Genomic DNA, 13,284 nt, shown 5'->3' with positions numbered 1-13,284 from the left:
GGCAGGAGGGGGCGGACCCGGTCACGGAACCGCCCGGACCCTTGCGGGCCCGGTCACGGAACCGCCCGGACCCTTGGGGGCCCGGTCACGGAACCGCCCGGACCCTTGGGGGCCCGGTCACGGAACGCCGCGAGCCGCCCGTCGTGCCGTGGTTCAGTCCGCCACGACCCGGCCGGTGACCTCGCCGAGCCCCACCCGCAGGCCGTCCGGGCCGGGTGCCCAGGCCGACAGGGTCACCACGTCCCCGTCCTCCAGGAACGCCCGCTTGCCGTCCGGCAGTTCGAGCGGGTCGCGGCCGTTCCAGGTCAGCTCCAGCAGCGACCCGCGCTGGTTCTCGGCCGGTCCGCTCACCGTGCCCGAGCCGTACAGGTCACCGGTGCGCAGCGAGGCGCCGTTCACCGTCAGGTGGGCGAGCTGCTGGGCGGCGGTCCAGTACATGGTGGAGAACGGCGGTTCGGAGACCACATGGCCGTTGACGGCGACGGAGATGCGGAGGTCGTAGCCGCCGGGTTCCACGCCGGGGTCCGTGTCGTCCAGGTAGGGCAGCAGCGGGTGGGTGCGCTCCGGCGGTGCCACGCGCGCGTGCTCCAGCGCCTCCAGCGGGGTGATCCACGCCGACACCGAGGTCGCGAAGGACTTGCCGAGGAACGGGCCGAGCGGGACGTACTCCCAGGCCTGGACGTCCCGCGCGGACCAGTCGTTGAGCAGGCACAGCCCGAAGACGTGCTCGCGGAAGTCGCCGAGCGCCACCGGACGGCCCTGCCGCGAGGGCACGCCCACGACGAAGCCGACCTCGGCCTCGATGTCGAGGCGGACCGACGGGCCGAAGACGGGCGCCGGGTCGGCCGGGCCCTTGCGCTGCCCGGACGGCCGTACGACGTCCGTGCCGGAGACGACGACCGTGCCGGCGCGGCCGTGGTAACCGATCGGCAGGTGCTTCCAGTTGGGGGTGAGGCTGTCCTCGGCGTCCGGGCGGAAGATCCGGCCGACGTTGCGGGCGTGGTGTTCCGAGGCGTAGAAGTCGACGTAGTCCGCGACCTCGAAGGGCAGGTGCAGGGTCACCTCGGACAGGGGACGGAACAGGGGCTCGACCGTCGGGCGGTGCGCCGGGTCGGTGACCCAGGACGTGACGTCGCGCCGTACCCGGGACCAGGTGGCGCGGCCGGCGGCCAGCAGCGGGTTGAGGGTGGGGGCGGCGAGCAGCGCCTGGTGGGGCGAGCCGGCCGCCGCCGCCGCGGCGCCCGCGTCGAGGACGTGGTTCCCGAGCCGGACGCCGATCCTCCGCTCCGTGCTGCCGGTGGGCGAGAACACGCCATAGGGGAGGTTGTGCGGGCCGAAGGGGTCGCCCTCGGGGACGTCGAAGGGGGGCATGGGTGCTGCCTCACTCTCATCCGTGCCATGCATGGCGAAGCGTTCCATGTGGTCGGGCCACACGTTACGGCCGACACGCGTGTCATGGGCAGTGGTCCCGGTGCCTTGGTGCTTGCCCGAAAGGGTGCTCGCGCGGGCCCACGGCGGTCCGGCGCGCGTGTGTCAGGAAGTCGTCCCCGGGCGGCACTTGGGGGCGCGCGGTACGGCGGGTGCGGGCCACGAGGGAGGGGTCGGCGGGGCCCGGGGTCCGTATTCTCTGGGCATGGCACCCACCCCGGCATATGCCCTCATCGCCACTGACCTGGACGGAACGCTGCTGCGCGGCGACGACACCGTCTCCGACCGGTCGCGCGCCGCGCTCGCGCGGGTGGCGCGGGCCGGGGCCCGGCATCTGGTGGTCACCGGCCGCCCGGCGCCGCGGGTACGGCCCCTGCTCACGCGCCTCGGCTGCACCGGTCTGGCGGTGTGCGGGCAGGGCGCGCAGGTCTACGACGCCGGGGCCGGCCGGCTGCTGTGGTCGGTGCGGCTGGACCGGGAGCTGGCGGAGACCGCGCTCGGCAAGGTCGAGGCGGAGGTGGGGCAGGTGTACGCGGCGGTCGACCAGGACGGCGAGGACGGGCTGACGCTCATCGAGCCCGGCTACCGGATGCCGCACCCGACGCTGCCCGCGGTGCGGGTCGCCCGGCGCGCCGAACTGTGGGCCCGGCCGATCAGCAAGGTGCTGCTGCGGCACGCCGAGCTGTCCGACGACGAGCTGGCGGCCGTGGCGCGCGCGGCGGTGGGCTCGCTGGCGAACGTCACCATGTCGGGGCCGGGCACCGTGGAGCTCCAGCCGAGCGGGGTGACGAAGGCGACCGGGCTGGCGCTGGCCGCCGAGCGGCTGGGGACCGGTGCCGAACGGGCCCTCGCCTTCGGTGACATGCCCAACGACATCCCGATGTTCCGCTGGGCGGCGCGCGGGGTCGCCATGGCCGGCGCGCATCCGGAGCTGAAGGCGGTGGCCGACGAGGTGACGGTGTCGAACGAGGACGACGGCGTCGCCGTCGTCCTCGAAAGACTCTTCCCGGCCGCCTGACCGCGGCGGGGGCCCGGCGGCGGGGCGACCGGGCGGGCGGACGGACCGCGGCGGGCGGCGGGTGCGTCAGTAGGCGCCGAACACGTTGTCGATCGAGCCGTAGCGGGCCGCCGCGTAGTTGCAGGCGGCGGTGATGTTCGCGACCGGGTCGTAGATGTCGAAGGACGTCCCGGCGACGTGGTACGCGTTGAAGGTCGGGTCGATGACCTGGAGCAGGCCCTTGGACGGGATGCCCTTGGCCGCGTTGGAGTCCCAGAGGTTGATGGCCGCGGGGTTGCCGGAGGACTCGCGGACGACGTTGCGGTAGATGCCGTTGTAGGTGCCCGGGATCTTCTTCTCGGCCATGATCGCGAGCGACTCGCGGATCCAGCCGTCGAGGTTGTCCGGGTAGCCGGCGGGGGTGGTGCCCACGGCCGGGGCCGCGGTGGTGGCGGCGAAGGCGCCGGACGCGCCGACGATCGGCAGGGCGAGGGCGGCGGCGCCGGTGCAGGCGGCGGCGAGGGTGCGGATGAGGCGGGTGTTCCCGGTACGGCGGTGCTGAGCGGCAGCAGACATCGAAAGATCCTCTCCGGCGCCTGCGAGGTGAGCTGTCGGGTTCGGGCGGGGAGGTGCCCGGCCGTGCCCGGAAGGAGGCACGGCTTCACCCCGAGCCGTTCCGGCGCGGCGGATGCCGTCCGGCGCGGCGACTTACCTGGGTCCCCCGCTCCTGCCGTACGAATGGGTTCGTGAATGGGTTACGCGGGCGGCGGCAGGATTCGGCGTCCGCCCGACGGCCCGGAACGTATGCGAGAGCACATGTCGGGAACAAGTACCGGATTCATGCAATGCGCTGTTTGACCTTGATCGGCATCGTATGGGGTGCTTGATCCTTTACGGTGGCGCATCCTCAACTCGCCGACGGGGCAAGGGGTGGCGGGGGGAGGGGTTGGTGGCGCGGTACGGCCTGACACGTGACCCAATTCACGAAATAGCAAAATACTTCAAACCAGACATGGGGGGTGTAGCGGCCGAAGGGGGCGAAGTGAAGTGAGGAAGGTGTGGAGAGGTCGCGACACGGTATCCAGATTACCTTTAAGTCAATATATGTCCCTTATTACCGTGTGATCAAAACGATGCCGGTCATGGTCCGATACCACCCGGGCTGGACCGGTGGGCGCTATCGGTGATCGAAACAGGACCGGATACGCTGACTTGAGTGATGGCAGCGACCTATCGACAAACCGTGTAATCGCCAGCAGACACCAGCAGACAGGAGACCCCTCGTGACCGTCGTCGGGCCGTTCGGGCTGAGCGTGCGGGACCAGGCTCTGGAAGCCGATGTCCAGGCCGGATTGGCGGCTGTCGAGGAAGGCTTGCTCGATGCCACCAAGAGCGAGGTCCCGTTCATCACCGAGGCCGCGCAGCACCTCGTGCGGGCCGGCGGGAAACGATTCCGGCCACTGCTCGTGATGCTCGCCGCCCAGTTCGGCGACCCGTACGCGCCGGGGGTCGTGCCGTCGGCCGTGGTCGTGGAGCTGACCCACCTGGCGACGCTGTACCACGACGACGTCATGGACGAGGCGGCCGTGCGGCGCGGGGTGGACAGCGCGAACACCCGCTGGGGCAACTCCGTCGCGGTCCTCACCGGTGACTTCCTCTTCGCCCGTGCCTCCCAGATCCTCGCCGACCTCGGCCCGGAGGCGGTGCGGGTGCAGGCCCTGGCGTTCGAACGGCTGGTCACCGGGCAGATCCTGGAGACCGCGGGTCCCTCGGACGGCCGTGACCCGGTCGAGCACTACCTGGACGTCCTGGCCGGCAAGACCGGCTCCCTGGTGGCGGTGGCCTGCCGGTTCGGCGCGATGATGTCCGGCGCCGGCGAGCGGGTCGTGGACGTGCTCACCCAGTACGGCGAACGGCTCGGGGTCGCCTTCCAGCTGGCGGACGACGTCCTGGACATCGCCTCCGACTCCCACGAGTCCGGCAAGACCCCGGGCACCGACCTGCGCGAGGGCATCCCGACGCTGCCGGTGCTCCGGCTGCGCGAACGGGCCGCCCGGCTCGGCCTGGCCGAGGACATCGCGCTGTGCGAGCTGCTGGACTCCGACCTCGGCGACGACGACCGGCACGCCCGGGCGCTGGCCGCGCTGCGCGCCCACCCCGCGCTGGAGCAGGCCCGCCGGGACACGGTGCGGTACGCGCAGGAGGCACGGGCCGCGCTGGCCCCGCTGCCGGAGTGCGACGCCAAGGCCGTGCTGGTGGAGCTGTGCGACGCGGTGGTCCACCGCGCCGGCTGACCCGGCCCGGCCCGCGCGCCGGCCGCTTCCCGCCCGTCCCGCCGGACCCCGGCGTCCCCCCGCGTCCCCCGGATGGACGCAGCGTCCCCTGCGCCCTGCTCTGCGACCCCTACGGGTCGGAGGAGGACATGGCCGTCGGGTGTCATACCGCAGGCGTAGACGCAGTTGCCTCCGAGGGGTGACGCTTCCGCGCCGCCGATTTGGTCCCATGGAAGCCGCAGAAATCACCACTCCTCACCGATTCGGGTGAGAATGGCGGCTCAGGGTTGACCAGCGTGAGAGCAGCCGCCGCCGACGACGGAGGTAAGGCACACATGGCACCGTACGAATCCGACGACGCAGTGGGCGCCGGGCACCAGGACGCCGCGCGGGACGGGGCCGCGCGCTCCCGCCCGCGCAAGGCCGCCCGGTATGCCGTTCCCGTCGCGGTGGTGGGGGTGGCGGCGGCCACGATCGGGCTCGTCCCGGCGCTCGCCGACTCCGGCGACCCCGACCTGCCGAAGATCACCGCACAGCAGCTCATCGAGAAGATGGCCAGGTCGGACGTGCAGCAGCTGTCCGGCACCGTGAAGATCTCCACCGACCTCGGCCTGCCCGACCTCGGCGGCCTGGAGGACGGCCTGCTCTCCGGCGCGGGACAGGGCGGCTCCGGCAAGGGCGACGGCTCCTCCGCCGACCCCCGGTCCCGGCTCACCGAGCTGGTGTCCGGGACGCACACCCTGCGGGTCGCCGCCGACGGCCCGGACCGGCAGAAGGTGTCGCTGCTGGAGCGCGGCGCAGAGTACAGCCTCATCCACGACGGCAAGGACGTCTGGGGCTACGACAGCAAGAGCAACGAGGTCTACCACTCCACCGCGGCCGACTCCGGCAAGGAGCGCCGGGACGGGCCGCCGGCCACGCCCGGGGACTTCGCCGACGAGGCGCTGAAGGCGGTGGACGACACCACGTCCGTCACCGTCGACGGCACCGCGCAGGTCGCCGGCCGCGACGCCTACAAGCTGCTGATCCGGCCCCGGCAGTCCGGTACCACGGTCGGCGCGATCAGCATCGCCGTGGACGCGAAGACCTGGCTGCCGCTGAAGTTCACGCTGACGCCGAGGAGCGGCGGGGCGGCCGTGGTCGACGCGGGCTTCACCCAGGTCTCGTTCGGCCGACCGGCCGCCTCCACCTTCGACTTCGTCCCGCCGAAGGGCGCGAAGGTCACCGAGGAGAAGGACACGGCGACCGGGCGACCGGCCCCGAAGCACGGCGATGACCTCGCCGGGGGCCTGCGCGGCGGGGAGCTGGATGTCCTCGGCGAGGGCTGGACGTCCGTCGCCACCGCCGACACCGGCGTCAAGGGCGGCCTGCCGTCCGCTTCCGGGGAAGGTGACCTCGGCGGCTTCCTCGGCTCGCTCGGCGACCCGGTCTCCGGGAAGTTCGGCAAGGGCACCGTCTTCTCCACCCGCCTGGTCAACGCCCTGATCACCGACGACGGCAAGGTGTACGCCGGCCTGGTGACGAAGGAGACGCTGGTGAAGGCGGCCGACGCGGGGAAGTGACCCCACGGGGCCGACGAGACGAGGGGAAGCCGATGGACGAGCCGCCCGCCGCGGACCGTGCCGCGCCGCGCACGCCCGCGCACGCTCCGGAGCGCGTGGCCGTGCCCGAGCCGGACCGCGCACCCGCGGGTGAGCCGTGGGACGGGTCCCCGGCGCCTGCGCCGGAGCGGGGCACCCCGGCGGACGGGCGCGGCGGTGGCGTGCCGGACGGCGATCCGGCGAGCGTGATCGACACGCGCGGGCTCACCAAGCGGTACCGCGGCGGGCAGCTCGCCGTGGACGGTCTCGACCTGACCGTCCCGGCGGGCAGCGTCTTCGGCTTCCTCGGCCCGAACGGCTCCGGCAAGACCACCACCATCCGCATGCTGATGGGCCTGATCGAGCCGACCGCGGGCTCGGTCCGGCTGCTCGGCCGCCCCATGCCCCGGGCGGCCCGTACGGTCCTTCCGCAGGTCGGGGCCCTCATCGAGGGCCCCGCTCTGTACGGCTTCCTGTCCGGCCGGGACAACCTGGTGCGCTACGACTCCGCCGACCCCACCGCCGACCCGCGCACCCGGCACGCGCGCGTGGCCGCCGCGCTGGACCGGGTCGGCCTGACGGCCGCCGCCGGCAAGAAGGCGAAGGCGTACTCGCTCGGCATGAAGCAGCGCCTGGGTCTGGCCGCCGCGCTGCTCCAGCCGCGCCGGCTGCTGGTGCTGGACGAGCCCACCAACGGTCTCGACCCGCAGGGGATGCGCGAGATCCGCGCCCTGGTCAGGGAACTGGCCGCCGACGGTACGACCGTTTTCCTCTCCTCCCACCTGCTGGACGAGATCGAGCAGGTGTGCACCCACGCGGCGGTCATGGCGCGGGGCCGGCTCGTCATCCAGGGCGCGGTGGCCGATCTGGCGGCCGGGGCGCGCGGCCGGCTGGTCGTGACCACCCCGGACCCGGCCGAGGCGGCCCGGGTGCTGAAGGAACTGGGAGTCGGGGACGTGACCGCCGACGGCGACCGGGTCACCGGCGAGCCGCCCGGCCGGGATCTCGCCGAGGTGACCGCGGCCCTGGTCACCGCGGGTGTCCGGGTCCGCGGCCTGACCGTCGAACGCGCCTCGCTGGAGGACGCGTTCGTGGCGCTGACCGGGGAGGGCTTCGATGTCGCCGGCTGACCGTCCGGCCGCGGCCGTCACCGTCCGCCGGCCCAACCCGCTGTGGGCCCTCGGGCTGCTGCGCAGCGAGCTGGTCACCACCGTCCGGCGGTGGCGCACCCTGGCCCTGCTCGGGGTGCTGGCCGCGGTGCCGGTGCTGGTCGGGCTCGCGGTGCGGATCGAGACGCGGGGCGGCGGGCAGGCGGGCGGCGGGAGCGGCGAGGGCCCGGCCTTCATCGCGCAGATCACCAACAACGGCCTGTTCCTCGTGTTCACCGCGCTGGCCGCGACCCTGCCGTTCTTCCTGCCGATGGCGGTCGGCGTCGTGGCCGGTGACGCGATCGCCGGGGAGGCGGGCGCGGGCACCCTGCGCTACCTGCTGGTGGCCCCGGCCGGCCGCACCCGGCTGCTGTTCACGAAGTACGCGACCGTGCTGGCCTTCTGCCTGCTGGCCACCCTGGTCGTCGCGGTCTCGGCACTGGCCGTCGGCGCGCTGCTGTTCCCGCTCGGCGAGCTGACGACGATCTCCGGCACCCGGATCGGCCTCGGCGAGGGGCTGGCCCGCGCGCTGCTGATCGCCCTGGTCGTCGCGGCCTCCCTGGTGGGAGTGGCGGCCCTCGGCCTGTTCGTGTCGACCCTCACCAACAGCGGTATCGCGGCGATGGCGACCACGGTCGGCCTCCTCATCACCGTGCAGATCGTGGACCAGATACCCCAGTTGCACGCGGTGCAGCCGTACCTCTTCCCGCACTACTGGCTGTCGTTCGCCGATCTGATGCGCGACCCCGTGTACTGGGACGACGTGCTGCGCAACCTCGGCCTCCAGGCGCTGTACGCGACCGTGTTCGGCTCGGCGGCCTGGGCACGGTTCACGGCGAAGGACATCAGCGCCTGAGGCCGGAGGCCGGCATGCGGGACTCAGGCGGCGCCGGAGGTCTCGTGCGGGTAGCGCGCGAGGGGCGCCTCCTGGGCGAAGAAGGTCTTGGCGCGCGCGAGGGCGCCGGTGTCGTTCAGTACGTCGCCGGGCTTGCTGCCGTTGCCCAGCAGCACCCCGCCGAACCGCATCCCCATGTACGCGGCCGAGTTGCGCAGGGTGCCCGCGTACGGATCGGCCACGGACGGCTCCTCGTCCGCGAGCGCGGCGATGCCCCAGAGGGTGCGGCCGGCCAGCCTCGCCTTGAAGTCGAGGCCCGGGGTGCGCAGCCAGCCGGCCCAGTGGTCCAGGTAGCGCTTGGTCTGGGCGGAGACCGAGTACCAGTACACCGGCGAGGCGATCACGATGTCCGTGGCCGCGAGCGTGGCGTCCAGCAGCAGTCCGGCCGGGGTGTCCGACGCCGGCCGCACGTGGTCGCTGTCGTGCCGCAGGTCCTCGAAGTCGGGCAGCGGCTGCTCGGTGAGGTCGATCCAGTGCTGTTCGACGTCGGCGGGGAGCTGTTCGGCGGCCCGGCGGGCCAGCAGCTCGGTGTTGCCCTCGGCGCGGGCACTGCCCAGGACGAAGAGAAAGCGGCGGCTCATGAGGTCCCCCATGTGCGTCAGGTCGTACCAATGAACAAGGCGTATGCATTTTATGCATACGCATCTAAATAGTGCCAGGGGCTTTTCGCGCCAGGGGCGGCTGGTGCGAGGCTGTGACGTCGCGGTGACCCGGCGGCCGTGGGGAACCGACACACTGGTGGTCAGGATGTGCGGGACCGGATCGCGACGCCGGGGGAGTGGAGGGACACCGATGGCTGGACTCAGCTTCGAGAAGAAGCGGGCGCCGCGGACCGTGGGGTATCCGGCGGCGGTGCCCGTCCGGGTGTACGGCGAGGAGAGCGCCTCGGTGGACGGGGTGCCGGTCGTCGCGGCGCCGGGCGAGGGGATCCAGCAGGCCGTCCTGAACCGCCTGCAGAGCCTGGCCATCAGCGTCGGCGCGCCCGTGCACGCCACCGTCCACGACGACCTCGCGGGCTGTGTCGTCCCCCTGGAGGTCTCGGCCGACGGCTCCAGCCGGGTGACCGGCGAACCGGTCCGGCTGACCGGAGAAACGGTACGGCCGCCCGGTGGAACGGTCTCTCCGGCGGGTGGAACGGTCCGTCCGACCGTGCCGGGGACCCCGGGTCCGGGCGTCGCGGAGACCGTGCCGGGCACCTCGTCAACGCCGCCGGCCCCGGATACGCCCTCGCACTCGGGCGCGGGTAGGGCCTCGGGCGCGGTCCCGGCTCCGGGTCTGGGCCTGCCCTTCGACGAGCCCGCCCCCGCGCAGACCCCGGCCCGTGGGTTCGACGCGGTCGCCGAGGAGGTGCTCGGGGACGGGCCGCTGACCGAGACCGCCGAGGGCGCGGAGCTGCTCGCCGAGCCGATGAGCCGGATCAACGAGGCCGTGCGGGCGGGCCGTGTCGACGCGGCGGCGGAGCTGGCCGAACGGACGCTCGCCGAGGCCTCCGCCGTGTTCGGCCCGCGCCACGCCGAGGTGCTGCACGTGCGCGAACTGTCCGCCTACATCGCCTACCTGGCCGACGACCCGGTGCGCGCCTGCCGGCTGTCGCTGGAGCTGGCCCGGCTGCGCCACCAGAACCGCGACGGCGAGGCCGCCTACGGCAACGTCCAGAGCGCGGCGACCGCCTGGCGTGCGGTGCGCGATCCCGAGGAGGGCCTGCGGCTGGGCCGCGACCTCATCGACCTGTGGACGGACCTCTGCGCCGAACCGGGTCCCGCGGCGGACGATCCCCGCCCGCTGGAGGCCGCCCGCAACCGCATGGTCCGGCTCAGCGACCGCGCGGCCAAGGCGGCCCGCTCCTGACCGCGCCGCCTGTGCACCCGCCGCCGTCCGCACGTACAGCGGATGCCGACGTCAGGGTCGTACGGGTCACAAGGGCGCCGTAGGGGTTGTACGGGCGCCGTAGGGGGCGTACGGGTGCCGTACGACCCGTAGGGCGCGGATGGCCGTCCGGCGCGGCTCGGTCCGCTCAGGCGTCGGCGGGCGTCGCCGTGGGGGACTCGGTGGTGCGGGGCGTCGGTTCTGGCAGCCGGCGCGGGCGTCGGGAGAAGCGCAGCGCGTCGCCCGTGAGCAGCACCAGCGCCAGCCAGACCAGCGCGAACCCGGCCCACCGCTCGGCCGGCATGGCCTCGTGGAAGTAGAGGATGCCGAGCAGGAACTGGAAGACCGGGGCCAGGTACTGGAGCAGGCCCAGCGTGGACAGGGGCACCCGGATCGCCGCCGCGCCGAAGCAGACCAGCGGCAGGGCGGTGACGAGGCCGGTGGAGGCGAGCAGGGCGGAGTGCCCGGCGCCCTCGGTCGCGAACGTGGCGTCGCCGTGCGCGGCCAGCCAGACCAGGTAGCCCAGCGCGGGCAGGAACTGGATCGCGGTCTCGGCGGCCAGCGACTCCACCCCGCCGAGGTCGACCTTCTTCTTCACCAGGCCGTAGGTGGCGAAGGAGAAGGCGAGGCAGAGGGAGATCCACGGTGGACGGCCGTAGCCGACGGTGAGGACGACGACGGCGGCGAGGCCGACCGCGACCGCGGCCCACTGCACGGGCCGCAGCCGTTCCTTGAGGATCAGCACGCCCATCGCGATGGTGACCAGCGGGTTGATGAAGTAGCCGAGCGAGGCTTCCACGACATGGCCCGCGTTGACCGCCCAGATGTACACGCCCCAGTTGACGGTGATCACGGCGGCGGCCACGGCGACCAGGCCCAGCCGCCGGGGCTGCCGCAGCAGCTCCCCGGCCCAGGCCCAGCGGCGCACGAGGAGCAGCGCGACGGCGACCACCACCAGGGACCACACCATGCGGTGGGCCAGGATCTCCATGGCCCCGGCCGGTTTCAGCAGGGGCCAGAAGAGGGGCACCAGGCCCCACATCCCGTAGGCGGCGAAACCGTTCAGCAGGCCTATGCGGTGCTCACCCTCGGTTTTCCCGGCCACCGGCACCTCCCTCGCGCTCGCGCGCCCGGTGCGGACGCGCGAGGACGAAGGTAGCGCCGGACGCCCTCCGATGTCATGTTCGTTTCGTCATACGGTCATGACAGGGGAGGGTGGGGCGGATGAGCCGGGCCTCCGGCCGGGTCAGCCCTTCAGCGCGGCCGTGACGGCCTGGGCCAGCGGGGTGGTGGGACGGCCGATCAGCCGGGACAGGTCGCCGGAGGAGACGACCAGCTCGCCCTCGGCGATCGAGGCGTCCACGGCGGCGAGGATCCCGGCCACCGGCGCCGGCAGCCCGGCGCCGACCAGGATGTCGGTGAGGGCCTCCACCGAGACCTGCTGGTAGGCGATCTCCCGGCCGGTCTGCCGGCTCAGTTCGGCCGCGTACTCGGCGAAGCTCCACGCCTCGTCGCCGCCCAGCTCGTACGTGGTGTTCTCGTGGCCCTCGCCGGTCAGCACCGCGACCGCGGCGCCGGCGTAGTCGGCGCGGGCGGCCGAGGAGACCCGGCCGTCACCGGCGGCCTGCACGACCGCGCCGTGCTCCAGCACCGGGGCCAGGTGCTCGGTGTAGTTCTCGTGGTACCAGCCGTTGCGCAGCAGGCTGTAGGGCAGGCCGGAGGCGAGCAGCACCCGCTCGGTCGCCCGGTGGTCGTCCGCCAGCGCGGCCGTCAGGGTGCCGGGGGCGCTGGTGTACGCGAACAGCGCCACGCCGGCCGCCTTCGCCGCGTCGATGACGGCCGTGTGCTGGCGCACCCGGTCCTTGTGGACCTCGTTGCCGGAGATCAGCAGGACCTTGTCGCCGGCCGCGAACACGCCGTCCAGGGTCTCGGGGGCGTTGTAGTCGGCGACGGCCAGCCGCACGCCCCGGGCGGCCAGACCGGCGGCCTTCGCCGCGTCCCGGACGACGGCGGTGATCCCCTCCGCCGGGACCTTCTCCAGCAACTGCTCCACGACATGACGGCCGAGGTGTCCGGTGGCTCCGGTGACGACGATGCTCATGGTTCTGCGCCTCCTGGGGGGAACGATGTCCTGATGACACTCACCGTAAGTCAGGCGCTGTGGATGGGAAAGTACCCACTTTGAAGTAAGGTACTGGCATGACGGTAAGCAAGAGCGGGGCGGATGCCGAGGCGCTGTGCCCGCACCGCCTCGTCCTGGAGCACGTCACCAGCCGCTGGGGCGTCCTCGTCCTGATCGAGCTGCTGGAGCGGCCGCACCGGTTCAGCGCGCTGCGCCGGGCGGTCGGCGACGCGGGCGGCCGGCCCGTCAGCGAGAAGATGCTCGCCCAGACCCTCCAGACCCTGGAGCGGGACGGCCTGGTGCACCGGGACGCCAAGCCGGTCATCCCGCCCCGTGTCGACTACTCGCTCACCGGCCTCGGTCGCGAGGCGGCGGAGCAGGTGCGCGCCCTCGCCGGCTGGACGCGCGACCGCATGGACCGGGTCGAGGCGGCCCGCCGGGCATACGACGAGGCCCGGGACGCGCGGTCCCGGGCCTCCTGAGCCGGCCGGAAGGCCGGCAGAGGTCAGCCGACGACGGTCCAGGTGTCCCCGCCGGCCAGCAGCGCGGCGAGGTCGCCCTTCCCGCGCTGTTCCACGGCGGTGTCGAGCTGGTCGGCCATCAGGGTGTCGTAGACCGGCCGTTCGACCGAGCGGAACACGCCGACGGGGGTGTGGTGCAGGGTGTCCGGGTCGGCCAGCCGGGACAGGGCGAAGGCGGTGGTCGGGGACGCGGCATGGGCGTCGTGGACCAGGATGTCCGCCTCGTTCTCCGGGGTCACCGTCACCACGCTCAGGTCGCCGGTGGCCCGGTCGCGCACGACGCCGCGGGCGCCGTCGGCACCGAAGCGGATCTGCTGCCCGTGCTCCAGCCGGATCAGCGCCTCCTCGGCCCGCTGCTTGTCCTTGAGGGCGTCGAAGGCGCCGTCGTTGAAGATGTTGCAGTTCTGGTAGATCTCGACGAGGGCCGTGCCGGGGTGGGCCGCGGCCTGGCGCA

At 73.2% G+C, this 13,284-nt stretch carries 12 protein-coding genes, 1 pseudogene and 1 riboswitch; of the genes and pseudogenes, 7 read left to right on the top strand and 6 right to left on the bottom strand.

Translation table 11 applies throughout. The annotated features are described in order from the left end of the window. Positions 1-153 precede the first annotated feature (153 nt). Complete coding sequence (gene fahA / locus AB0E62_RS24460; protein ID WP_362197591.1) at positions 154-1,371, bottom strand: fumarylacetoacetase; 1,218 nt, start codon at positions 1,369-1,371, stop codon at positions 154-156. A 262-nt stretch (positions 1,372-1,633) separates the two neighbouring features. On the opposite strand from fahA, the gene AB0E62_RS24455 reads away from it, so the two are divergent. After that, positions 1,634-2,446, top strand: a complete 813-nt coding sequence (locus AB0E62_RS24455) for an HAD family hydrolase (protein WP_362197588.1) — start codon at positions 1,634-1,636, stop codon at positions 2,444-2,446. A 66-nt stretch (positions 2,447-2,512) separates the two neighbouring features. On the opposite strand, the gene AB0E62_RS24450 is transcribed toward AB0E62_RS24455, so the two are convergent. After that, the gene (locus AB0E62_RS24450) at positions 2,513-3,001 is read right to left on the bottom strand and encodes a transglycosylase SLT domain-containing protein (RefSeq protein WP_362197585.1); all 489 of its coding nucleotides are present in this window, start codon (positions 2,999-3,001) and stop codon (positions 2,513-2,515) included. 2 nt (positions 3,002-3,003) lie between these two features. Further along, positions 3,004-3,180: riboswitch (cyclic di-AMP (ydaO/yuaA leader) on the bottom strand. Between the two features lie 528 nt (positions 3,181-3,708). Between AB0E62_RS24450 and AB0E62_RS24445 the strand changes: the two genes are divergently transcribed. The 4 genes from AB0E62_RS24445 to AB0E62_RS24430 all read left to right on the top strand — a co-directional run bounded on the left by AB0E62_RS24445 (position 3,709) and on the right by AB0E62_RS24430 (position 8,282). Continuing rightward, positions 3,709-4,719 carry a polyprenyl synthetase family protein gene (locus AB0E62_RS24445; RefSeq protein ID WP_362197582.1) on the top strand — a complete coding sequence of 337 codons (1,011 nt, stop codon included), beginning with the start codon at positions 3,709-3,711 and terminating at the stop codon, positions 4,717-4,719. 314 nt (positions 4,720-5,033) lie between these two features. Next, complete coding sequence (locus AB0E62_RS24440) at positions 5,034-6,260, top strand: DUF2092 domain-containing protein (protein WP_362197579.1); 1,227 nt, start codon at positions 5,034-5,036, stop codon at positions 6,258-6,260. Between the two features lie 32 nt (positions 6,261-6,292). Next, complete coding sequence (locus AB0E62_RS24435; protein WP_362197576.1) at positions 6,293-7,408, top strand: ABC transporter ATP-binding protein; 1,116 nt, start codon at positions 6,293-6,295, stop codon at positions 7,406-7,408. Continuing rightward, positions 7,395-8,282, top strand: coding sequence for an ABC transporter permease (locus AB0E62_RS24430; RefSeq protein WP_362197573.1), 888 nt, complete (start codon positions 7,395-7,397; stop codon positions 8,280-8,282). The genes AB0E62_RS24435 and AB0E62_RS24430 overlap by 14 nt, the downstream gene beginning before the upstream one ends. A 23-nt stretch (positions 8,283-8,305) precedes the next feature. Here AB0E62_RS24430 and AB0E62_RS24425 read toward each other — a convergent pair whose 3' ends face one another. Beyond that, the gene (locus AB0E62_RS24425; RefSeq protein ID WP_362197570.1) at positions 8,306-8,902 is read right to left on the bottom strand and encodes an NAD(P)H-dependent oxidoreductase; all 597 of its coding nucleotides are present in this window, start codon (positions 8,900-8,902) and stop codon (positions 8,306-8,308) included. A 211-nt stretch (positions 8,903-9,113) separates the two neighbouring features. Here AB0E62_RS24425 and AB0E62_RS24420 point away from each other — a divergent pair, with 211 nt between their 5' ends. Then, entirely contained in the window at positions 9,114-10,169 is a 1,056-nt protein-coding gene (locus tag AB0E62_RS24420; protein ID WP_362197567.1) for a hypothetical protein, read from the top strand. Between the two features lie 166 nt (positions 10,170-10,335). Here AB0E62_RS24420 and rarD read toward each other — a convergent pair whose 3' ends face one another. Beyond that, entirely contained in the window at positions 10,336-11,292 is a 957-nt protein-coding gene (gene rarD / locus AB0E62_RS24415) for an EamA family transporter RarD (RefSeq protein WP_362197564.1), read from the bottom strand. 141 nt (positions 11,293-11,433) lie between these two features. After that, on the bottom strand, positions 11,434-12,288 hold the full coding sequence (locus tag AB0E62_RS24410; RefSeq protein ID WP_362197561.1) for an SDR family oxidoreductase: 855 nt from the start codon (positions 12,286-12,288) through the stop codon (positions 11,434-11,436). A 98-nt stretch (positions 12,289-12,386) separates the two neighbouring features. Here AB0E62_RS24410 and AB0E62_RS24405 point away from each other — a divergent pair, with 98 nt between their 5' ends. Further along, positions 12,387-12,791: a helix-turn-helix domain-containing protein gene (locus AB0E62_RS24405; protein WP_362197558.1), complete on the top strand. Its 405-nt coding sequence runs from the start codon at positions 12,387-12,389 to the stop codon at positions 12,789-12,791. A gap of 23 nt (positions 12,792-12,814) precedes the next feature. On the opposite strand, the pseudogene AB0E62_RS24400 reads toward AB0E62_RS24405, so the two are convergent. Next, positions 12,815-13,284 (bottom strand): annotated as a pseudogene (locus tag AB0E62_RS24400) (2-oxoacid:ferredoxin oxidoreductase subunit beta); the annotation flags it as partial.

This window comes from Streptomyces sp. NPDC038707 (assembly GCF_040636485.1).
In the GTDB taxonomy this organism is placed as follows: Bacteria; Actinomycetota; Actinomycetes; order Streptomycetales; family Streptomycetaceae; genus Streptomyces.
This window is presented reverse-complemented; position numbering and strand designations above follow the sequence as displayed.

Excerpts from the sequence above, each read along its gene's own strand:
- fahA (WP_362197591.1), bottom strand. The coding sequence starts at position 1,371 with ATGCCCCCCTTCGACGTCCCCGAGGGCGACCCCTTCGGCCCGCACAAC.
- AB0E62_RS24455 (WP_362197588.1), top strand. The coding sequence starts at position 1,634 with ATGGCACCCACCCCGGCATATGCCCTCATCGCCACTGACCTGGACGGA.
- AB0E62_RS24450 (WP_362197585.1), bottom strand. The coding sequence starts at position 3,001 with ATGTCTGCTGCCGCTCAGCACCGCCGTACCGGGAACACCCGCCTCATC.
- AB0E62_RS24440 (WP_362197579.1), top strand. The coding sequence starts at position 5,034 with ATGGCACCGTACGAATCCGACGACGCAGTGGGCGCCGGGCACCAGGAC.
- AB0E62_RS24435 (WP_362197576.1), top strand. The coding sequence starts at position 6,293 with ATGGACGAGCCGCCCGCCGCGGACCGTGCCGCGCCGCGCACGCCCGCG.
- AB0E62_RS24430 (WP_362197573.1), top strand. The coding sequence starts at position 7,395 with ATGTCGCCGGCTGACCGTCCGGCCGCGGCCGTCACCGTCCGCCGGCCC.
- AB0E62_RS24425 (WP_362197570.1), bottom strand. The coding sequence starts at position 8,902 with ATGAGCCGCCGCTTTCTCTTCGTCCTGGGCAGTGCCCGCGCCGAGGGC.
- AB0E62_RS24420 (WP_362197567.1), top strand. The coding sequence starts at position 9,114 with ATGGCTGGACTCAGCTTCGAGAAGAAGCGGGCGCCGCGGACCGTGGGG.
- AB0E62_RS24410 (WP_362197561.1), bottom strand. The coding sequence starts at position 12,288 with ATGAGCATCGTCGTCACCGGAGCCACCGGACACCTCGGCCGTCATGTC.
- AB0E62_RS24405 (WP_362197558.1), top strand. The coding sequence starts at position 12,387 with ATGACGGTAAGCAAGAGCGGGGCGGATGCCGAGGCGCTGTGCCCGCAC.